The 22,603-nt window shown below is 41.5% G+C and carries 14 protein-coding genes; 11 read left to right on the forward strand and 3 right to left on the reverse strand.

Annotated elements, in window-relative coordinates; all coding sequences use genetic code 11:
* Nucleotides 1–5: 5 nt before the first annotated feature.
* The gene (locus HNP76_RS03060; RefSeq protein ID WP_184657381.1) at nucleotides 6–227 is read left to right on the forward strand and encodes a phosphopantetheine-binding protein; all 222 of its coding nucleotides are present in this window, start codon (nucleotides 6–8) and stop codon (nucleotides 225–227) included.
* A gap of 10 nt (nucleotides 228–237) precedes the next feature.
* Here HNP76_RS03060 and HNP76_RS03065 read toward each other — a convergent pair whose 3' ends face one another.
* Together HNP76_RS03065 and HNP76_RS03070 are read right to left on the reverse strand one after the other, a co-directional pair.
* A complete protein-coding gene (locus tag HNP76_RS03065; protein WP_184657383.1) occupies nucleotides 238–1,791 on the reverse strand; it encodes an MBOAT family O-acyltransferase in 1,554 nt (517 codons plus the stop codon).
* Nucleotides 1,792–1,805: 14 nt separating this feature from the next.
* Entirely contained in the window at nucleotides 1,806–3,125 is a 1,320-nt protein-coding gene (locus HNP76_RS03070) for a hypothetical protein (protein WP_184657385.1), read from the reverse strand.
* Between the two features lie 97 nt (nucleotides 3,126–3,222).
* Here HNP76_RS03070 and HNP76_RS03075 point away from each other — a divergent pair, with 97 nt between their 5' ends.
* Nucleotides 3,223–5,919, forward strand: a complete 2,697-nt coding sequence (locus HNP76_RS03075) for a membrane protein insertase YidC (RefSeq protein ID WP_184657387.1) — start codon at nucleotides 3,223–3,225, stop codon at nucleotides 5,917–5,919.
* 68 nt (nucleotides 5,920–5,987) lie between these two features.
* Here the strand turns inward: HNP76_RS03075 and HNP76_RS03080 are convergent, their stop codons facing one another.
* Nucleotides 5,988–8,699: a YidC/Oxa1 family membrane protein insertase gene (locus HNP76_RS03080; RefSeq protein WP_184657389.1), complete on the reverse strand. Its 2,712-nt coding sequence runs from the start codon at nucleotides 8,697–8,699 to the stop codon at nucleotides 5,988–5,990.
* A gap of 161 nt (nucleotides 8,700–8,860) precedes the next feature.
* Between HNP76_RS03080 and HNP76_RS03085 the strand changes: the two genes are divergently transcribed.
* The 9 genes from HNP76_RS03085 to HNP76_RS03125 are packed head-to-tail and all read left to right on the forward strand — an operon-like array spanning nucleotide 8,861 to nucleotide 22,602.
* Nucleotides 8,861–10,063, forward strand: a complete 1,203-nt coding sequence (locus tag HNP76_RS03085; protein ID WP_184657391.1) for a CDP-glycerol glycerophosphotransferase family protein — start codon at nucleotides 8,861–8,863, stop codon at nucleotides 10,061–10,063.
* Nucleotides 10,060–11,145, forward strand: a complete 1,086-nt coding sequence (locus tag HNP76_RS03090; RefSeq protein ID WP_184657393.1) for a pyridoxal-phosphate-dependent aminotransferase family protein — start codon at nucleotides 10,060–10,062, stop codon at nucleotides 11,143–11,145. Before HNP76_RS03085 ends, HNP76_RS03090 begins: the two co-directional genes overlap by 4 nt.
* Nucleotides 11,142–11,603, forward strand: coding sequence for an FAD synthase family protein (locus tag HNP76_RS03095; RefSeq protein WP_184657395.1), 462 nt, complete (start codon nucleotides 11,142–11,144; stop codon nucleotides 11,601–11,603). The genes HNP76_RS03090 and HNP76_RS03095 overlap by 4 nt, the downstream gene beginning before the upstream one ends.
* A gap of 16 nt (nucleotides 11,604–11,619) precedes the next feature.
* The gene (locus HNP76_RS03100) at nucleotides 11,620–14,325 is read left to right on the forward strand and encodes a YidC/Oxa1 family membrane protein insertase (protein ID WP_184657397.1); all 2,706 of its coding nucleotides are present in this window, start codon (nucleotides 11,620–11,622) and stop codon (nucleotides 14,323–14,325) included.
* 1 nt (nucleotide 14,326) lies between these two features.
* Nucleotides 14,327–17,023 carry a YidC/Oxa1 family membrane protein insertase gene (locus tag HNP76_RS03105; RefSeq protein ID WP_184657399.1) on the forward strand — a complete coding sequence of 899 codons (2,697 nt, stop codon included), beginning with the start codon at nucleotides 14,327–14,329 and terminating at the stop codon, nucleotides 17,021–17,023.
* A 4-nt stretch (nucleotides 17,024–17,027) separates the two neighbouring features.
* Nucleotides 17,028–18,290, forward strand: a complete 1,263-nt coding sequence (locus HNP76_RS03110) for a CDP-glycerol glycerophosphotransferase family protein (RefSeq protein ID WP_184657401.1) — start codon at nucleotides 17,028–17,030, stop codon at nucleotides 18,288–18,290.
* A gap of 13 nt (nucleotides 18,291–18,303) precedes the next feature.
* On the forward strand, nucleotides 18,304–19,605 hold the full coding sequence (gene aepX, locus HNP76_RS03115; RefSeq protein WP_184657409.1) for a phosphoenolpyruvate mutase: 1,302 nt from the start codon (nucleotides 18,304–18,306) through the stop codon (nucleotides 19,603–19,605).
* A 9-nt stretch (nucleotides 19,606–19,614) separates the two neighbouring features.
* On the forward strand, nucleotides 19,615–20,742 hold the full coding sequence (aepY, locus tag HNP76_RS03120) for a phosphonopyruvate decarboxylase (protein ID WP_184657411.1): 1,128 nt from the start codon (nucleotides 19,615–19,617) through the stop codon (nucleotides 20,740–20,742).
* A 12-nt stretch (nucleotides 20,743–20,754) separates the two neighbouring features.
* Nucleotides 20,755–22,602 carry a 2-aminoethylphosphonate aminotransferase gene (locus tag HNP76_RS03125; protein WP_184657413.1) on the forward strand — a complete coding sequence of 616 codons (1,848 nt, stop codon included), beginning with the start codon at nucleotides 20,755–20,757 and terminating at the stop codon, nucleotides 22,600–22,602.
* Nucleotide 22,603 lies beyond the last annotated feature (1 nt).

Consider the following 22,603-nt stretch of genomic DNA (forward strand, 5'->3'; position numbering starts at 1 on the left):
AAAAAATGGATGAATTATTAGAAATCTTAAAGGAAGCAAAGCCGGAAGTTGATTTTTCTACAGAAAAGGCATTGATTGACAACGGTGTGCTCGACTCATTTGATGTCGTTCAGCTCGTAATGAAACTTAACGAAGAATTCGACATTGAAATCGGCGCAGAAGAAATCACTCCGGAAAACTTCAACTCCGCCGACTCAATCTGGGCAATGATTGAACGCCTTCAGTAAATCATGTCGTTTAATACTGCGCGTACATAAATCCTGTGTCGCCGGAACTGAAGCTGAGCGACAGGATTATCAGAATCAGAGGAACATAGTAGGCCGCCCAGCGGAAGGCTATGTTCTTTTTCTGAATCGACTCATAAACATCGATTTTATTTTCCTTCAGCAGGCTCACTATAAAAATAATCAGGGAGCCCAGAGTTATCAGCACGATATGGCTCTGAAAATCCGAAATGTTTCCAAGAATCTGATTTACATAATCCTTTGAGGCAAGCATCAGCGGATTTCCGAAATGAGTGAAAGTGTTTCTCAAATATGCAAATGCCTTAGGCACATCAACAATCCGGTCAAAGTACCAGCCGATGTTCACGATTATGAAAGTGCGGACAATCTGGAAAATGTGCCATCCCCTGCTCTTATCGTTTACATGAAGCTTTTCATTTATCTTTTCAAAAACAGGACTTAAAATGTCGCTCATGGCGATTACAAGACCGTTATACAGGCCCCAGACAAAGAAATGGAATTCCGGGCCGTGCCAGACGCCGACAAGAATGAATACAATGATGTTTGCGACACAGGCAGGCAAAGTCCGTCCGAAATGCTTTCCCAGGTGATTTGTAGCCCATTTGCTTAGATTCTGCATGATTTTAGTGAGGGCAAAAGGATAGAAAATATAGTCGCGCATCCAGCCGCCAAGGGTAATATGCCATCTCTGCCAGAAATTCGCAAGGCTTGTTGAAAAATACGGCTGCTTAAAGTTCTGCGGCAGCTTGATTCCGAAAAGCTCTGCAATACCCAAAACCAAGTCAGTTCCGCCAGAAAAATCCGCATACTGGTAAACGGAATACATGAGGATTCCGAGGACAAGAACGCAGCCCGGATAATTTGTGTAAACGCCGTCAAAAATCGTGCCGACATGTTTGACGAGAAGGTCTGCGACAAGATATTTTTTGAGCGAGCCGTAGAGAATCATCATGAAACCGTGCTTTATGTTCTCAAAATCGAAATTCCTTTCTTCACGGAACTGGAAGCCACTCTGATTGTAGCGGCAAATTGGTCCGAGAATAAGCTGCGGGAAGAAAGAGACGAATACAAAATACTTGAGGAAATTATGCTCACGCTCGTACTTTGAGTTGTAAATGTCCATGAAGTAGCCGATTGTGGAAAGCGTGTAGTATGAAATTCCGAGCGGAAGCAAAAGAGTCTTTGATCCGGCTAAAATTCGCCAGTATTTGAGGTAAAGAAGGATTCCAAGATTGAGGACGAGCATTGCTACAAGCACCAGACGCTTTTTTGACTGAACCCGCTTTTTCTCGATTTTGAAGTCATCTTTTGAAAGGTCCGCCTTTTTCGCCTTGAGGGCAGCATTCATGTCAGACACAATTTTGGCGCCAAAGAAGGTGATAAGGGAGCTTGCAAGGATAAAAATTATGTTGCCGATTCCGCTGTATGCATAAAAAACAGTGTTTGCCAGAAGAAGAATGCACCACTGGAATTTTTTAGGCACGAGATAATAAACAAAAAGAGAAATCAAAAGGAAAATTGCAAATGTAAACGAAAAGAAAGTCATATTATTCTCCAAAACTAGAATGAAGCGAAATTTTCCGAACAGTCGTTCTGTTTAATACCGTCCATGTAGCTGATCACTCGGATTTTTCCAGATTTTCCAGCAGGAAGCTCAACAGTAGTTTGACTTGAATTCTTTGCAAGGAGCATTTTCTCGCTTCCACAGACTGCGTAAACATCGTAAGTAATGCGATTTGAGGCTACATGATTTGCCAGGGGAATGATTTCCATTGATTTTTTGTCGTCGCTTGTAATCATGTAAAGGCCGAAGATTCTGTCAAGCTGAGCCGCCATTTTTTCGGCATAAGAAGAATAGAAATACTTTTCAAGGTTGTTTTCTTCAATATATTTGGCGGAGAAAAAGTCACAGAAACAATCAGTCCACTTATACACGCCTTTTTTGTTAAAATGATTGTCGTCATAATAGTCTGAATCAAGAGCAGAAAATAAATCCGGCCGTGCAAGGTTAAAGTCATAATATGTAAAACCACGCTCAGAAGTAAAATTCCTGCAGAAAGAATAATATTCATCGTAGTTTCCGCGCTCATTCAGGTAAAAATCAGAACAGGGCATTGAATAAAGAATCAGTTCGATGTCATTTTCCCGGCAAAGCTCTATGATTTTATCAACAGTGTTTTTCCAGTCGTCGGTAATTTTAGAAACTTGTATTATTCCTTCCTTAGAATAATTTGAAAAACCACCATTTATCACCTCATCCAGATCAAGAAGACACCCTTTACCCGAATATTCAGCGTCATCAGAGTGATATGTTCCCTTAAAATATTCACCGGCAATAAGAGATATTATTTTTTCTGCCAGTAAAGATGGATTTAATGTTATCAACTTGTCTTTTCCAATAGGCAAAAAAGAATTGAAATAATGTTTTGGAGAAGAACAGTTTAGTAGATAATCAATTTTGATAGAAAAATCCTTAATACGGCTTGCAACAATATATTCAGAAGTCAATCCAGTTCTTTCAAAAAAAGCTGGTGCACAAGTAATGGCAAAATCCAGTTCTAAAAAGACTTTTTCTATTTTATAAAGTTTCACAGCCTGCTTGAGAATCGCATAAGTTCCGTCAATTTTTTGAGAAGGCGTCCCTGTATTGAAAACGCTCTTTCCAAATTTTTGAGAAGCTATGTTTGCCTCAACTCCATGGGAAACATGAGAAGCACCACAAATAAGATAATCAATTTTTTCCTGCCTATAGAATTCATAAAAAAGCGAGCGGGCATAGGAATTCGCATCATCTTTTAGCAAAAAAGCCAGTGGAATCGTAAGAAGGAAGAAAATCACCGTAAAAGCAATAATCTTGAGCAGAACATGAATTTTTTTCATACTCATTACATAATAGAAGAAAAAGCTTTTACTTGCAAGGAATCACAGGGAAGCACGCGCAATTGAATAAAATCTGCAACACGATTATAATTTTTGCATGTTTACCGCATTGTACCAGATTATAATCCAGCCATTAGTTCTTCTTACAGAATTTTTTTACGAACTTATCTACGAATTTACAAACAATGAAGGCATCGCGGTTATCGGTTTAAGTTTTGTAGTTACGATTTTTACCCTGCCTCTTTACATGGTTGCCGAAGAATGGCAGGAAAAGGAAAGAAATATTCAGTCCAAATTAAAAAACGGAATTGAGCGTATAAAATCAACCTTCAAGGGTGACGAGCAGTACATGATAATGAATGCCTATTACAGGGAAAATCATTACCACCCTATTATGGCGCTGCGCTCATCTTTCAGTCTTTTAATCCAGATTCCATTTTTTATGGCAGCCTATAATTTCCTGTCTCATCTGGAACCATTAAAAGAATACTCTTTTCTGTTTATAAAAAGTTTCGGTCATCCCGATGCAACTTTTCAGCTGGCAGGATTTGCAATCAACGTTCTTCCAATTGCAATGACAATAATCAACTGCCTTGCAGGTGCGATATACTCAAAGGGACATCCACTATCCGAAAAAATCCAGATTTATGTCTGTGCCCTTGTATTTCTTGTTCTGCTTTATGATTCTCCGGCAGGACTTGTCGTTTACTGGACAATGAATAATATTCTTTCCCTTGTAAAGAATATCTTCTATAAATTAAAAAATCCCCGCCGCGTACTTTACGTCATTGCATGTATTTTTGCGGGAGTATGTCTTATAAGTTCCATCTTTATTTTAAAAGATACAAAAAAGATTTTCCGGCTTGCACTTGTTCTTTTTGCAATTTTCATTCCTCTTCTTCCACCTTTACTCAAAAAGCTGAATCATATTATTGAAGAGGGAGAAAAATCTGGAAAATTTATTTTTGCAAACATCCAGGATAAAACAAGGCTTTTGCTTTTTATTATTTCGGCTATTTCAATTGTCCTTCTTGCAGGTCTTGTAATTCCAACAATAATTATGGAAAGCGAACCGGAGCAATACTGTTTTGTAGACTCTTATAAATCACCATTCGTTTTTATTTTTACAGTCTTCTGTCAGGCACTGGGACTTTTTGTCTTCTGGCCGGCCTGTTTTTATGCCCTCTTTTCAAAAAAAGTAAAAACCGCATTTGCACTTATCTTTCCATGCATTGCAATACTCGGCATCATCAACTGTTTTGCCTTTTCCGGAGATTACGGACCTTTAAGCCCGGAACTGCTTTTTATGCAGCCTCAGTCTCTTGCCGTTTCTTTCAAGAAGGTTCTCTTTAACGGCGTCATTATGATTGCCTCTACAGCGCTTATTTTTATTTTGCTTTTCAAGCATACAAAAATCATTCAGTCTTTCTGCACAATTCTCTTACTCTCACTTGCAGCCGTTTCTGTAAAGAATATATTTTCAATTCAAACCGCATATTCAAAAATGGAGGCTCCCATTGTAAAAGAGACAATTGAGCCTGTTTTCCATCTTTCTAAAACAGGGAAAAACGTAATTGTTCTTATGCAGGACAGATGTTTTCTTCCTTTTGTTAATGTCTTTTTTGAAGAAAACCCTGAGTATTTAAAGGAATTTGACGGATTCACCTTCTACGCCAACACAATGTCACACGCACGCTTTACCATGCTTGGAACTCCGGGAATTTTTGGCGGTTATGACTATACTCCATGGGAAGTAAATCAGCGCACAGACAAAAGCTTACAGCAAAAACACAATGAAGCAATTCTTTCCATGCCGATTGTCTTTAATGAAAACGGCTGGAACACAACCGTTGCAGACATGCCCTACGAAAATTACCTGGAACAACCGGTTGAAAAAATGTATGAGGGCTACCCTTTTGTAAACCGCGTTATAACACACGGAACCTACTCTGATTTATGGTATAAACAGCACAACATGACAAAGGCCCCCTTCCTTAGCACTCAGATAAAACGAAACTTCGTATGGTTCAGTATATTCAAAATGGTGCCGCCTGTTCTCCGACAGGTTGTCTATCATGGTGAATACTGGCTTTCATGGAATGAATTTGATGACACGGCAAAATTCATAGACAATTACTCAGAAATTGATTATCTTCCTGAGCTTACGGATTTTACTTCTGACAAAAACGCCTTTCTTCTTCTGGATAACGAAGCTACGCATGAGCCGATGTTCCTTCAGGCACCTGATTACGTTCCTGTTCAGGACATTACAAATTATGGAAGCGGAAAATACGCAGATTACGACCAGTACCACACAATTGCAGGAGTCTTTAAACGGTTGCCAGACTTCTTTGATTATTTAAAAGAAAATGATGTTTACGACAACACAAAGATCATCATAGTTTCTGATCACGGCAAGGGATTTTACACAGGCGTTTTTGAAGACACTCCGGATGTTATGATCTGCAAAGACAATTACACTGCAACCTTAATGGTAAAGGATTTTAATTCCCGTGGTTCACTCAAAACAGATTATACTTTCATGACAAACGCTGACACTCCATATCTTGCAACAAAAGATGTAATTGACGGAGCAAAAAATCCGTTCACAAACAGTCCTTTTGAGGTAACTGACAAAAACAGTTATATGAAGATTGCAACAGCACCGGCAGAAAGTACCCGGATCAGACATCATACTCAATTCACAGTTGCTGATGACGAATGGTATACCGTAAAAGACAATATCTATGAAAAGAAGAACTGGGGAAGATTAAATATAAAGGAAAGCAAATAAGCAGAAATTGGCATAAAATATAATTCCACTTTTTTTTGCAATCAGTTATACTAAAAATACGTAGCATGCTATTTCAGCCTTCTCCAGTTATTCTCATCAAAGATGTTTTCTTTTACAGCCCAGCCTCCCTTTGAATCAAGGTCAAAGGTCTTGTTATTGTAGATTTTTGTCTGATTGTGCTGTACGGAGTAATAGGCATGGACTTCTCCATCTTTTTTCTGAGTGAATTCCCTGCCTGTAAATGGATTTATATTGCTTAAATCCAAGCCTTTCTTTGCGAGGAAAATTGTATCGGCATTCATCATGAAGTTTTCGTCAGTCTTTACGCTTCCGCGCTGGTCAAAATCCTTGAACATAAGCATTGCCGAAAAGAAAGCAGGAGCCTCATAATCAGCAAAATTCTTGAATTCTTCAAGGTGAATTCCACGACCGTGATCTGAAACGACAATGATTCTTGTGTTATCGTATGCATGGTTATCCTTCAGGTAATCAAGCCACTTGCCAATTGCTTTTATACAAAGGGCATTTACCCTGTAGTGAACCAGGTCTTTTGAATCCTTATAGTCATAGAGGGGTTTAATTTCTTCTTCTGAAATGAAACAATTTTCGCCCCAGTCAGGAGAATCCGCGTCAGGATGAGTGCCGTCATTTTCAATAAAAAGATAATTATTGTCAGCACTATCAAAATCCGTAAGCTCATTGAAAAAGTAGAGGGATGCATAGTGATTCTCAAAAGTCGTTTCGTTGACCGGATCCTTTACGACATTATAGAAATACATCCTTGCTTTTGGGTACATTGCCTGAATTATGCAGAAATTTCGTGACTGTTTTTTGCAGATTCTATCGATTTCACGCCCCTTTATGTTCATGGCCGCAATGTAATTTGCAGAATACTTTCCTGCAAGCTCAGAAACATTCATTTCCGGGTATTTTTTAAAAGCACTTAAATCAGTTTTGTCTGAATAATTTGGAAGCGGCGGGTCAGTTATCGTAACTTTCCAACCGGCATCCAAAAAGAGTTTCGGCATTACAAGACTTGCCTCATTGTGCTTTTCGCGAAGCAGCTCGTCTTTTCTTGCATTGATTTCTTCCGGGCTATACTCATAACCACCGAGCATTGCAGGACCTCCGGTCGTGGTAAAATCACCAAAACTGAGGGAATTTTTAAACCATGTGAAGCCTTCAAAAGATTTCTGCAAGTCAGAATACTGTGTCAAGATTTTAGGAATGAAGCTGTTGATTCCCCTGTCAAGGAAAATAACGACGACGTTCTTTTTACCGGAATCTTCTTTTGCAAGATGGAAGACCGGCTCAAGTTTTTTTGGCTTTCCGTCATTTTTCGCCGCAAGAAGATTTTCTTTATTGGCATTGTATGTTGAAATTATGATTTTTGATTTGTAGAGTCCAAGTGCACCTTCAGCAATGCAGACAATAACAATGGCAGAGACGACAAATGAACGTAACCGCTGATTTTTCAATAAGAAAAAGAGGCCTGCACAGAAAAGAGCCAGCAAAAGTGGGAGTATAGCGTAGAGAATGCTTTTATTTCTAAAGATTCCGTCATTCTCAAAGGCGAAAATCTGAGAAATATTGCCGTACTCGTATTCGAAAAGGTAGACATTTGCCAGGGCGGAAACAAAAAGAATGAAAAGTATTAGCGAAAGGAAATACTTTACCCTGTTACCAAACATCTTGTAAATTGCAGCAGGCCAGAAAACACAGAAACCGAGGAAAAAGGCAAGACAGCCGGAAACATAGTTGAAAGGAGAATCCGTCTGTCCCAGGCATGAAAACTCAATAGGGCTGGTAGCAATTACGCTTGAAGGAAGAAGGAATCCCATGAAAAGTGCGAGAGCCAGAGCCGAAGTAATAAAAATAGACCAATATGATTTTCGCGCACACTCGTCAATTTTATTGGACAAAGCAAGAAATTGTTTTTTAAGGACAGTCTTGCAGAGAAGAGGCACAAGCAGAAAAAGAATCAGGGCAGACCAGACAACCATGATATTTACAGCAGCGACACGTTTCTGGAATGAAATTGCAAGGCAAACAAGCAAAAGCATTAATGCGAAAATTCCATAGACGACTTTTGAGCCATATCCTGACTTTTGGAAAATATTCTTTGCAAGTGAAAAAAGATTATTGCAGATCCAGTAAATTACAAGACCGCTGGGAGAGTTATAGAGCAAGGCAAGAAAAACAAGGGAAAGTCCGTAAAGCTGTACAAGTTCCTTGCGAGGAGCCCCCCGAGAATAAATCATTGATGAAACGACATTTATAAGGGTCATTGTAATCGGAAGGATATTGATGAAAAATGAGCCAATCTTAAAGACATGATCAGGCTGACCAAGATTAAGGGTTAAAAATCCAAGATTAAGGTTTGCTGACTGCAAGATTTCGTTGTGAGAAAGATAACGGTAAGCTGCGATAAAGAAAGGAATCTCAATTAGGATTGAAAGCGAACTTCTCAAGGAATAGACGGGATGATAGTGATTTTCGGCATACATCGCCTGCATCATCATGAAGCGTTCGTCACCTTTGAAAGCAGATTTGATTCTGTCGGCCTGCTTCTGAAGCTTGAGCTGCACTCCCCGTTCCCTATCCTTGATTGAATCCGCAACTATATAAAGGGGAAGCGCAAGAAAATTTATAATCAGGCTCACACCTACAACGGCTCCAAGAACACCTATGAAAGGCATTTTATCGGTAACAAAAAGGAAAGACCACTCAACGACAGTCTCAATCGGACTGATAATCAAATCATACAAGAATGTGCCCATAACATTAATAAGAATATCGTAAATCAGATAAATGTGCAAAGAGTCAGTAACAATATTATAGAAACAAAGTGAAAAAGCTGAGTATTGAATTTTTTTTAATATAAGTATAAATTTGAAAGCAATTTATTATGCTTTTGTATATTGATCCAGGAACAGGAAGCATGTTGTTCTCAATCCTTATCGGACTTGCCATGACTTCCGTATTCGCAATTCGTGCACTTGTCATAAAAATCAAAACCACAATAAGTTTTGGAAAGCGAACAGAACTCGACAAATCAAAACTCGGAATTGTCATTTATTCTGATTCAAAACGCTACTGGAATGTATTTGCTCCAATTGCCCGTGAATTTGAAAAACGCAGGTTTCCGCTTACCTATTACACTCAAAGCGAAGACGATCCGGCCCTGTCAGAGAAGTTTGAATATGTAAAGACAGAATTCATCGGCGAAGGAAACCGAGCTTTTGCAAAGCTTAATTTCCTAAACGCGGACATCTGTCTTTCCACCACGCCCGGGCTTTCAGTCCTCCAATGGAAGCGCAGCAAGGCCTGCAAATATTACGTACACATTCCACACTCACTGGATGAGATGATGGGCTACCGCATGTTCGGACTTGATTACTACGACTCTGTTCTTCTGACAGGTGATTTTCAGGGAGAATATATACGAAGGCTTGAAGAAATGCGCAATCTTCCAGCTAAAGAACTCGTCACGGTCGGTTATCCGCCAATGGACGAGCAGAAAAATCGCTTGACTTCCTTGCAAAAGACAGAAGATTCTGAAATCACAATTCTCGTTGCTCCAAGCTGGGGAAAAGAGGCAATTCTTTCCAAATTCGGTTCAGATTTTCTTAAAGCCATTCAAAAGACTGGCTGGAAAATAATTGTCCGCCCTCATCCGCAGACCAGGACTAGTGAAAAAGAAATGCTGGATTCCCTGATGAAGGAATTCCCGGAAAGTGAAAATTTCAACTGGAATTTTGACAACGACAATTTTGACTGCATGAACAAGGCTTCAATTTTGATTACTGATTTCTCAGGAATTATTTTTGACTTTGCCCTTCTTTTTGACAAGCCTCTAATTTACGCAGATACAAAATTTGATCCTGGAATTTACGATGCAGCCTGGTTCAAAGACGAAAAACTCTGGCGCTTCAAAGTTCTTGAAAAAATCGGTCTTCCTTTAAAAGAAGATCAGTTTGATCAAATGAAATCTGTAATTAAAGAGGCATTAAAGGACTCTTCGCTCAAGGCAGGCCGTGACCAGGCAAGAAAAGAGGCATGGATGCACCCGGGCGAAAGCGCAAAATTAATCGCTGACTATTTGATTGAAAAAGAAAAATCTTTGGCAGAGGCTTCAAAATGATAAATTTCACAGTTGGCCCGGTTCAGATGGACGAAGAAACCAGAGAACTCGGAAAAGAACAGATACCATATTTTCGCACTCCAGAATTTTCTTCCATAATGAAAGAAAATGAAAGTCTTTTGTGTAAATTCTTTGACGCACCTGAAGGTTCACGCCTTGTATTTATGACCGGCTCGGGAACAGCTTCAATGGAAGGCGGTGTGATGAACTTCTTCAGCAAGGATGACAAAGTTCTCGTCGTAAATGGCGGAAGTTTCGGTCATCGCCTTGTTGAACTTTGCCAAATTCATGAGATTCCATTTACAGAAATAAAGTTAGACTACGGAAAGCCTTTAACAAAGGAGCATCTAGCTCAATTTGAAGGAAAGGGCTACACAGGATTTTTAGTCCAGCTGTGCGAGACTTCAACCGGTGTTCTCTACGATATGAATATGATCGGCGATTTCTGCCAGCGCAACGACATCTTCCTTTTTGTGGATGCTGTAAGCGGCTTCATGGCGGACTATTTTTCCATGAAGGAAATGCATGTAAACGCAGCAATAACAGGAAGCCAAAAAGCACTTGCCCTTCCGCCATCAATGAGCTTTACAGTCCTTGACAAAAAGGCGATTGAACGCTGCCAGAAAATAAATGTAAAGAGCCTCTATTTTAACTATCCTGCTTATTTAAAAGATGGCCAGCGCGGTCAGACTCCATTTACGCCAGCTGTCGGCACGCTTTTACAGCTCAACGAAAAACTCAAGCGCATCGAAGCAGGCGGCGGAATCAAAAATCAGAACAAACTTGCCCGGGAAAGAGCTAAGTATTTCAGATCTTCAATAAAAGACCTTCCATTCAAGCTTTTTTCAGACGAAAAGGATTCATCAAACTGTGTTACGGCCCTCTGCCCAACAAAAGAGGGCGTAAACGCACACAGAATTTTTGAAATCATAAAGGACGAATACAAAATCTGGATTTGTCCGAACGGCGGAGACATGGCAGAAAAGGTATTCCGTGTCGGACATATCGGCTCAATTTCAAACGAAGAGATTGACACTCTCACAGCAGCATTCAGGGATTTAGTCAAAAGGGGGCTCCTATGATAGCAGGTAAAACAGTAGTCTATACAAGCGGAACATTTGACATGCTCCACGCAAACCACATAAAAATGATTGAGTATGCCCGCTCCCTCGGTGACATTCTTATCGTTGGCGTAAACACTGACGAGCTTGTCGAAAGCTATAAGAGCCAGCCGATTATTCCTTTCGATGAGAGAATCGCGCTTGTAAAAGCCCTTAAGTACCCGGACATAGTTATTCCACAGCACTCACTTAATCATGCGGACAAGGTAAAAAAGCTGAACTTTGACGTTTTTGTCGTTGGAGATGACTGGGCCGGAAAATACGACTACCTAAAGGAACAGGGCGTTGACGTCGTCTATTTCCCTTACGGAGCCGGCATAAGCTCAACCAATTTAAAGCAACGCATATATGAGCGCTACGAAAAGTTGCAGCAGGAGGCCAACAGCCACTTTCCGAATGATGCAGACACAGGAAAATAATTTTTAGGGAAGCAAAATGCCTTTTACGACAATTCTTTATGACATAATTCTTTCTCCAATCACACAGATTATTGAAATCACTTACCGCGTATTCAATAAAATGTTCAACAATACTGGAATCGCGATTCTTGGTGTAAGTCTTGCGGTAACATTACTTTGTCTCCCCCTCTACATAATCGCAGAAAGCTGGCAGGAAACAGAACGCTCAATGCAAAAAAGAATGAGCTTCTGGGTAAGTCATATCAAAAAATCTTTCAAGGGTGACGAGCAGTACATGATGCTTAACACCTATTACCGTCAGAATCATTACCACCCCATTATGGCACTGCGCTCAAGCTTTGGCATTTTGATTCAGATTCCATTTTTCCTTGCGGCATACCACACACTCTCTGCCCTGCCGGATTTACAGGGAAGGGATTTTCTTTTCATAAAGGATATGGGAAAGGCTGACTCAGTTTTCACAATCGGAAGCTTCAGCGTAAACATTCTTCCGATTTTGATGACCATGATAAACTGTATTTCTGGTGCAATTTATTCGCGGGGACATGCCATAAAAGAAAAAATCCAGATTTATGGAATGGCTCTTGTTTTCCTCGTAGTTTTATATAATTCTCCGGCAGGCCTGGTTCTTTACTGGACCATGAACAACATCTTTTCTCTCGTAAAAAACATCTTTTACAAGATGAAAAATCCCCTCAAAATCCTTTATCTTTGCGCAGTCTCGGCTATCCTCCTGCTGGCATTTTTCATCCTCTTTTTGTATGATGGCGGTGCCAACCTCAAAAAACGGCTTGCGGCAGTATTCTTCCTTCTTTTCTGGATTCCTCTTCCCTATTATGTCCGCCTTATTATACATCTTTCTGAAAAGACTTTTTCTTCTATTTTTACCGACAAAAAATTGCGTTTTGCACTTTTTGCACTCAGTTCACTCGGCCTCTGTATTTTAACCGGTCTTGTACTTCCTTCCCAGCTTATAACAAGCTCAGTACAGGAATTCTCAAACATCGAAAATTACACAAGTCCGAACGCTTTTCTCCATTCATCATTCTGGATGAGTTTCGGCTTTTTCGTATTTTGGCCGGCCTGTATTTATTTTCTTTTCCAGAAAAGACTTCAAACCCTGATTGCATATTTCTTCTCAGCAGCATTTTTGGGGGCAATCGTAAATTCCTACATTTTTAACGGAAATTACGGCTCAATGGATGTAACCCTCCGCTTTATTGACGGCTTCGTAAATCCGTCAAAGATTTTCATGCTTCTTAACATCCTCTCCCTTGCGGCAATTTTGGTCCTGGTCATTTTCGTCATAAAAATCAAATTAACAAGATTCATGAATTTTGCCCTGCTTGCAACTCTTTCAGTCCTCATAGTGCTTTCATTCATCAACACCAGCAAAATATCAAGTGAATACAAGGCTTTTGCCGCTAGTCACACGCAAAGTACAAGCCAGACTGCAAAATTCTCCCTTTCAAAAACCCAGCCAAACATAGTTATATTTATGCTTGACCGTTTTGAATCTGCATTTATCGAGCCAATTCTTAAAGATCAGAAAAATCTTTCACAAAAACTCAACGGCTTTACATTTTACCCTAACTGTTTGAGTTTCAACGGTCATACCCTCATGGGTTCTCCAGGCCTGTACGGCGGTTTTGATTACACGCCTATGGAAATGAACAAAAGGAATTCCATCAAGCTCAAGGACAAGCACAACGAAGCCCTGATTTTGCTCCCAAAACTCTTGTGCCAGCAGGGTTTTTCTGCGACTGTATCAGATTTGTCATGGGCAAATTACAATTACATTGCCGACATGAATTTTATAAAGAATTTCCCGGCTTCAGAAAATCCAGGTCTGGAAAATTTAAAGGCAATTTCACTTTTCGGCCACTACACGGGCGATTTCAAAAGGGAAAAGCTTAAGGCTGGATTTGATTTGGCATCTTTGAGCCATGTCCTCAACCGAAATTTGTTCTGGGTTAGTATTTTCCGCCAAGTTCCAGCTATTTTACGGGCTGTCGTCTACTACAAGGGTACCTGGTGGGAAAATGGCGTCCAGGAAAATGCCGGCGACTTTGTAAACTGGTATTCAATTCTTTACTATTTGCCGGAAATCATGCAGGTCAATTCTGCAAAACCGACATTATCAATCCTCACGAATGAATGTACCCATGCCTTTGAAGACATTTCAATGTACTCAATCGAACCAGAATATCCATATTCAATAAATGATGACGGTTACAAGGTAAACACAGTCACCTTGATTCAAATCGCTGAATTTGCAGATTATCTCCGCTCTCAGGGAATCTACGACAATACTAAAATCATTGTGGTTTCTGACCACGGCATAGGCCGGGATATCGATAAATTTGAAAGTCCGTCATTCAACGGCTATCAAAAAGACCATTTAAATCCAGTGCTTCTGGTAAAGGATTTCAATTCTGATACAAATGGGATTGTAAAAATCGATGATAGATTTATGACAAATGCGGATGTCCCCTATCTTGCGCTCAAGGGAATTGTTGAAAATCCAGTAAACCCATTCACAAAAAATCCGATTGATGAAAATTATAAAAACGGTGGAATAATTGCCACAAAAGGTGATATATTTATGCCGTACCATTCAAAGAGTGAATATGAATTTACTCTCAGCGATGACGATTGGATTCATATAAAAGACAACATTTTTATCGATTCAAACTGGGAAAAATATACAAAACAGGATTAAAATGGCAAATTTTCTTTACACAATAATAATTTATCCGTTAATTCAGGTAATTGAGTTTTCTTTTTCTCTTTTCAACAGCGTTTTTAAGGAAGAAGGTATTTCCGTAATCGGAGTAAGTATCGCAGTATCCGTGCTCTGTCTTCCTCTTTACATCGTAGCAGAAGGCTGGCAGCAGGTTCAGCGCGACACGGAAAAACGGCTCGACAAGGGAATCAAGCGAATCAAGGAAACTTTCAAAGGCGATGAGCAATATATGATTCTTTCGGCTTTTTACAAAGAGAATCATTACCATCCACTTATGGCCTTGCGTTCTTCTTTCGGTCTTTTGATTCAAGTGCCCTTCTTTATGGCCGCCTATTCATTCCTTTCAAACCTTCCTGTTTTGCGGGGATATTCTTTCGGCTTTATCCGCGATATGGGAGCTGAGGACGCACTTTTTTCAATCGGCTCCTTCAAGGTAAATGTCCTCCCGATTGCGATGACCTTAATCAACATCATTGCAGGTGCAATTTATACAAAGGGCTTCAAATTCAAGGATAAACTCACAATTTACGGAATGGCCCTTGTTTTTCTTGTAATACTTTACAATTCTCCAAGCGGTCTCGTCCTTTACTGGACTATGAACAATGTTTTCTCGCTCGTAAAGAATGTTTTCTATAAAATCAAAAATCCAAAAAAGGTTCTTTACTTTATTCTTGCGGCAGCAGTTCTTTTCGTAGATTACTATGCGCTTTTCCACCACCACGGAATGCTGCACAAGCGCCTGATTCTTGTTTTTGCGGCAAGCATTTTGCTATTGACTCCTCTTGCCGTCAAATTCATGACCTATCTTTTGGACACAGTTTTCTCTCCGCTTACAGAGCACAAAAAGACAAGATTCAGCATCTTCCTCACATCTTCTCTTGCCCTTGCTTTCTTTGCGGGCTTCGTCCTTCCATCCCTTGTAATAAATTCTTCTCCGGTTGAATTTGCAAATATCGACACATACGGAAATCCTCTTTATTTCCTTTACAATTCCACGGTGCAGATGCTGGGTCTCCTTGTTTTCTGGCCGATTTGTATCTATTTTCTCTTTAATAAGCGGGTTCAAACAGCAATGGCACTTTTCTTTTCATCAATTCTCTTTGCCTGCCTGGTTGATGCCTTCTGTTTTGCAGGAGATTATGGTACCCTTTCCCGACTCATCACTTTTGACTCTCTTGTAACTTCAGTAACGCTTCCATATGCTCTCTTAAATACTGTCTCAGTTATTGCAGCACTTTTACTTCCTTTGATTCTTTTAAAATTCAAAAAGCAGAAAATCTTACAGACAGCGCTTTCAATAATTCTCATCGCTTCCCTTGGAATCACAGTGGTCAATTCAGTATCAATTAATTCTGAATATTCCGCCTACAAAAAAGAAATTGCCTCAAAAATCACGGAAGAAGAATCAATTTCGCCGGTTTATCATCTTTCCAAGAATGGCAAGAATGTAGTCCTTATTATGAGCGACCGTGCCGAAGGGGCATATTTCGAGCCTATTTTCGAAGAATTTCCGGAACTCAAAGAAAGTTTTTCCGGTTTTACATATTTCAAGAATACAATTTCCTTCAATCAGGGAACCCTTCTCGGTGCTCCAGCCCTTTATGGCGGCTATGAATACACGCCTTACGAAATCAACCAGCGCAGTAAAGAAAAACTCGTTGACAAACAAAATGAAGCCCTTCTTCTCCTGCCTAGAATTTTTACGGAGCAGGCAGATTTTAACGCAACCGTAACAGATTTGAGCTGGGCAAATTACAGCTGGATTCCAGATATGTCGATTACAAATCAGTATCCAAAAATCAAAGGCTTCAATGTCGAGCGAAAATACACCAGCCTCTGGGTCAAGGAAAATCCTGACAAAGTTAAGGCAAACATCACAAGCGAATCAATCAAGCGCAATCTCGTATGGTACTCACTTTTCAAATTCGTTCCATGCTTCATGCGTGACAGTGTTTATGATGACGGAGCCTGGTGGTCAAGCGATGAAAACACAAGTGACGTCATGGAATTCCTTGATTTTTACACAGCCCTTGCTTATCTTCCCCGCCTGACCGATTTTACAGGCAGCGGAAATCAATATTTCACTATCGTAAACGACACAACTCACTCAACTCAGGATTTGCAGGCCCCTGATTACGAACCTGCAATCACAATAACAGATACAGGCCCTATTCCATATTCAAGCATTTCCGGTAATATCGCCATGTTCAAAAAAGTCGCTTCATGGATTGATTATCTTAAGGCAAATGACTGCTATGACAATACAAGAATCATAATTGTCGCAGATCATGGAATCGGAAAGGACGCTCAAAAAGAAAAATATTTCACAGGCGACTGGGAAGATGATTACAATCCTGACCACAACTGGCCTCTCCTTATGTACAAGGATTTCGGAGCAAGCGGCCAGCCTGTCACAAACGAAGATTTTATGACAAATGCCGACGTTCCGAGCCTTCTTCTTGAAGGACTTGTCGAAAAGCCCAAAAATCCCTTCACCGGCAAGGAAATCAAAAAAATTCCTTCTAGTGAGAAAAAGGCAAGCGGAGTTGTCATTACACACAACTTCCTTCCAGGCATGAACGGACTTTACACATTCAGCGTTCCTGATTCAGACTGGTACACAGTCACAAATAATATTTTCGATAGCAAAAACTGGCAAAAAGGAGTAAAATAAAGCCATGAATACTATTCTTCCTTTGTACATCGATCCGGGTACAGGTTCGATGCTCTTTTCTATTTTGATTGGTGCGGCAGCTACCCTCTTTTTCTTGGGAAAAGCAGCCCTCCTCAAATTAAAAGTCTTTTTCTCCGGCAAAAAAGATGGCGGTGCCCAGCTTGATTCTTCATACAAGCCTTATGTCGTTTACAACGAAGGCAATCAGTACTGGAATACATTCAAACCTGTATGCGATGAATTTGAAGCAAGAAAAATCACTCTCACCTATTACACTTCATCAAAGACTGACCCTGTTTTCGAGCAGAACTATCAGTTCGTAAAGCCGGAATTCATCGGTGAGGGAAACGCCGCTTTTGCAAAACTCAACATGCTTTCAGCGGGCTTTGTACTCATGACAACTCCGGGCCTGCAGGTATATCAGCTTAAACGAAGCAAGCGTGTCGCTCATTACAGCCATGTCCTTCACATGCCGAACGATGCCACAACTTACCGTCTTTTCGGTCTTGATTTCTTTGATTCAGTCCTTCTCACAGGCGACTATCAAAAGACAGACATCCGCTTCCTTGAAAATCAGCGGGGAATCCCGGAAAAAGACCTGGTCACAGTCGGCTGTCCTTATCTTGACGTATACAAAGAAAATATTGCATCTATTCCTGGCGAAGAAAATCATCCTTTCACGGTTCTTGTCTCTCCAAGCTGGGGCGACGTCGGAATCCTCAAAAAGTACGGTGAAAAACTGCTTGATCCTCTTTCAAAAACAGGCTGGCGCATTATCGTCCGCCCTCATCCTCAGTCAAAAAAGAGCGAGGCCGACATGCTTGAGCGGCTTACCGAGCGCTACAAGGACAATCAGAACATCGTCTGGGATTACGAGCGGCAGAACATCTTCTCCCTCAAAAAGGCAGACATCATGATTTCAGACTTTTCAGGAATCATTTTTGACTACACATTCCTCTGTGATAAGCCTGTAATGTACGTCAATGCCGGAATGGATCTCCGTCCTTACGATGCATACGATTTGGGCGACAAGGAATTATGGCAGTATTCTGTCCTCCGCACATTCGGTACCGAATTGAAGGAAGAGCAGTTTGAAAATATAAAGGAAGTAATTCAGACAATGAGAGATTCAAAGGAGCTTGAGAAAGCCCGCCACGAAGCAAAGGCAACTGCATGGATGCACGAAGGCGAAGCCGGCAAGCGAATCGCTGACTATATGATTCAGACTCTTGAAAATCTGAGCAAAAAAGAAGAAAAGACAGCATAAATAGGAGAAAACTATGGCAAAAACAGTTTATCTTGGAATTACAGGTGACATCATTCACCCAGGAATCATCAATATTATCAACGAAGGAGCAAAACTCGGCGACCTTACAGTCGGTTTGCTCACAGACAGTGCAATCGTAAGCCACAAAAGACTTCCTTACCTCACATATGACCAGAGAAAACAGGTTGTTGAGAACATCAAGGGCGTTGCAAAAGTCGTTCCACAGGAAGACTGGAGCTATGTGCCAAACCTCAAGAAATACAAGCCTGACTTTATGATTCACGGCGATGACTGGAAGACAAACTACCTTTCAAAAATCCGCGAGGAATGTTTCGAAGTCGTAAAAGAATGGGGCGGTCAGATTGTCGAGATTCCATACACACAGGGAATCAATTCAACAGCCCTTGCTGAAAACGCATCTACAATCGGAACAACTCCGGACATCCGCCGTGCAACATTGCGCCGCCTCATCGCCGCAAAGCCGGTAGTCCGAATTCTTGAGGCTCATTCAGGTCTTTCAGGCCTTATCGCAGAACACGCACAGGTCACAAAGGAAGACGGAATCCATCAGTTTGACGGCATGTGGTCTTCATCCCTCACAGACTCAACTTCAAAGGGCAAGCCTGATATCGAAGCCGTAGACCTCACTACCCGCCTTCAGTCACTCACAGACATTCTTGAATGTACTACAAAACCAATCATCTATGACGGTGATACTGGCGACATTCCTGAGCATTTCGTTTTCACAGTCCGCACTTTGGAGAGAAACGGCGTTTCTGCTGTCATCATCGAGGACAAAAAAGGCCTTAAAAAGAACAGTCTCTTCGGAACTGAGGCAAAACAGGTTCTCGCCACAGAAGAAGAATTCTGCGAAAAAATCGCGGCAGGAAAAAAGGCCCAGGTTACAAAAGACTTCATGATTATCGCCCGCATCGAGGAAATCATCGCAGGCTACAGCGTTGACGAGGCAATTGCAAAGGCTTTTGCGGCAGTCAAAGCAGGCGCTGACGGCGTTATGATTCACTCAAAAGACAAGAGCGGCATGGACATCAAGGAATTCTGTGCAAAATTCCGTGCAGAATACAAGAACATTCCAATCGTACTTGTTCCTACAACATACAACCAGTTCACTGAAAAGGAACTCGGTGAATGGGGCGCAAACATCATCATTTACGCAAACCACATGCTCCGCGCAAGCTACCCTGCAATGTACAAATGTGCGGAAAAGATTCTTGAGGCAGAGCGCTCTCTCGAAGTAAACGACATGTGTATGCCGATCAAAGAAATTCTGGAACTCATTCCTGGAACAAAATAAGAGGAAATTATGATTAGACCATCTTTTTTTTATGATTTACTGATTAAAAACGGCACAGACTTTTTTGCAGGAGTGCCTGATTCTCTTCTCAAAAACTTTTGTGCCTATGTCACAGACAATGCGCCGGCCTCAAATCACATAATTTCTGCAAACGAAGGAAGCGCGACAGGTCTTGCAACCGGCTACCATCTTGCAACCGGCAAAATTCCTATGATTTACATGCAGAACTCAGGCGAAGGAAACATGGTAAATCCCCTTCTGTCTATTGCAGACCCGGATGTTTACTCAATTCCTATGCTTATCGTAATCGGATGGCGCGGTGAGCCTGGCGTTCACGACGAGCCTCAGCACGTCAAGCAGGGAAAAGTCACATGTGACCTTCTTGATGCCATGAAAGTTCCTTACGAAGTTTTGAGCGATAACGAAGCAGACTTGCCGGCCCAGTTTGAAAAGGCCTACAAATACATCAAGGAAAACAATGCCCAGTATGCATTTGTAATCCGCAATGGTACTTTCGACGAATACAAGCTTCAGAACAATATTCCGGTCGAAGGAAAAATGAGCCGTGAAGAAGCAATCGAAAAAATCATGCTCAGTGCAGACGACAAGACTGCATTCATATCAACAACAGGCATGATCAGCCGCGAACTTTACGAGCTGCGCGACAAGCACAATATGGCCCACGACCGCGACTTCCTTACAGTTGGCGGCATGGGACACGCAAGTCAGATTGCACTCGGAGTAGCCCTCCAGAAAAGAGACCGCCAGATTTACTGTCTCGACGGAGACGGTGCCTCAATCATGCAGATGGGCGGAATGGCTACAATCGGAAGCCGAAAACCTTCAAACTACGTTCACTTTGTCCTCAACAACGGAGCCCATGACTCAGTTGGTGGCCAGCCGACAGTCGGACGTGAAATCGACCTCTGTGTAATCGCAGAAGGATGCGGTTATGAAAACGTCGTGAAGGTAGAGACTCCAGAAGAACTCGATGCAGTTTTACATGATTCAGAAACCAAAGAAAAACTCACCTTTATCGAAGTTCTGGTTAAAAAAGGCGCCAGAAAAGATTTGGGACGGCCAAAGTCAACTCCACAGGAAAACAAAAAGGCTTTGATGGAATTCTTAAAAGACTAAAGGAAGTGCAAAATGATTAAACAGGCAGTAATTATGGCAGGGGGCCTGGGCTCTCGCTTTGGTAACAGAACACAGGCAATGCCGAAAGGCTTTATTGAGATTGACGGCCTTGCAATGGTCGAGCGTTCGGTTCAGAAGCTCATTGCAGCTGGAATCGAAGAAATCATCATTGGAACAGGTCATTGCTCAGAATTTTATGACGAGCTTGCAAAAAAATATCCGATCATCAAAACAGTCCGCAACGACAATTACGAAAATACCAGCAGCATGGGCACTCTCGAAGTCTGTGCTCCCCTCGTAAAGGAAAGCGCCCTTCTCCTTGAAAGCGACCTTCTCTACGATTCAATCGGTCTTTTCGTTCTTCAGAATGAAGAGCGTGACAACGTAATCCTTGCCAGCGGAAAAACAAACAGCGAGGACGAAGTTTACCTTGAATCTGATGAAGACGGCGTTATCTGCAACGTAACAAAGGACAAGGCAAGCGTAAAAAATCTTGCAGGCGAACTCGTAGGCATTTCAAAAGTAACTAAATCTTTCCTCAACAAGATGGTTGCTTACTACGACAAGACAAGAGCCGAAAATGCAAAAATCGACTACGAGACTGTTTTCTGCAGAATCGCACAGGATAAAGAAGGCGGAGAACCAATTTTCATCCGCAAAATCGAATACTACGCATGGACAGAAATCGACGACGAGGCAATGCTTGAAAGAGCAAAGACCCTCATTTATCCACGCATCAAGGAAAATGAATCGCTGCGCTCAGTCCGCCGTGAAGTTCTTTTGAATCCGGGGCCTTCAACAACAACTGACAGCGTAAAATACGCTCAGGTAGTCGCTGACATCTGTCCGCGCGAGCTCGAATTCGGAAAGCTCATGGAAGAAGTTGCGACAGGCCTCACGGAAGTCTGTGCAGATCCAAAAGACTACATCAGCGTTATGTTCGGCTGTTCAGGAACTGGAGCTGACGAGGCAATGGTTTCAAGCTGTGTTCCGCCAGACGGCAAGCTTCTCGTCGTTGACAACGGTTCCTACGGTGCCCGCCTTGCTAAAATCGCTTCCGTATATGGAATCGACATGGACGTTTTCAAGTCTTCTACATACGAGCCGATTGACCTTGAAGAGCTCGAAAAGCAGATGCAGTCAAAAAAATACACGACATTTGCAATCGTATACCACGAAACTACAACAGGTCTTCTCAATCCTCTTGAAAAAATCTGTCCGATGGCAAAAAAATACGGCATGACCACAATCTGTGACATCGTTTCAGCATACGGTGGAATGCCGATTGACCTGGGCAAGCTTGGAATTGACTTTGCCACAAGTACATCCAACAAGCACATCGGCGGCATGGCAGGAGTCGGCTTTGTAGTATGTAAGCGGGACGAGCTTTTGAAGCAGAAAGACTGGCCAATGCGTAACTACTACCTCAACCTTTACGACCAGTACAAATACTTCCTCGAAACAAAGCAGACTCGCTTTACACCACCAGTCCAGACTTTCTATGCCCTTCGTCAGGCAATCATCGAGACAAAAGTTGAGACTGTTGAAAAACGTTTCGAGCGTTTTACAGAATGCTGGGAGATTCTCGTCAAGGGGCTTAAAGACATCGGCCTGAAGATGCTGGTAAAGGAAGAATTCCAGAGCCACTTCATTACGGCAATTCTTATTCCTGAGACACCGAAATACAACTTCAACGAGCTGCACGACTATGCCCGCTCATTCGGATTCACGATTTACCCAGGAAAACTCGGCAACATCGACACATTCCGAATTGCGAACATGGGCGACATCAAACCGGAAGAAATGACTCACTTCATCTGCGTTCTCCGGGACTACATGCACTCAATCGGAGTTTGCTAAG

Source organism: Treponema ruminis, from assembly GCF_014201975.1.
Taxonomy (GTDB): domain Bacteria; phylum Spirochaetota; class Spirochaetia; order Treponematales; family Treponemataceae; genus Treponema_D; species Treponema_D ruminis.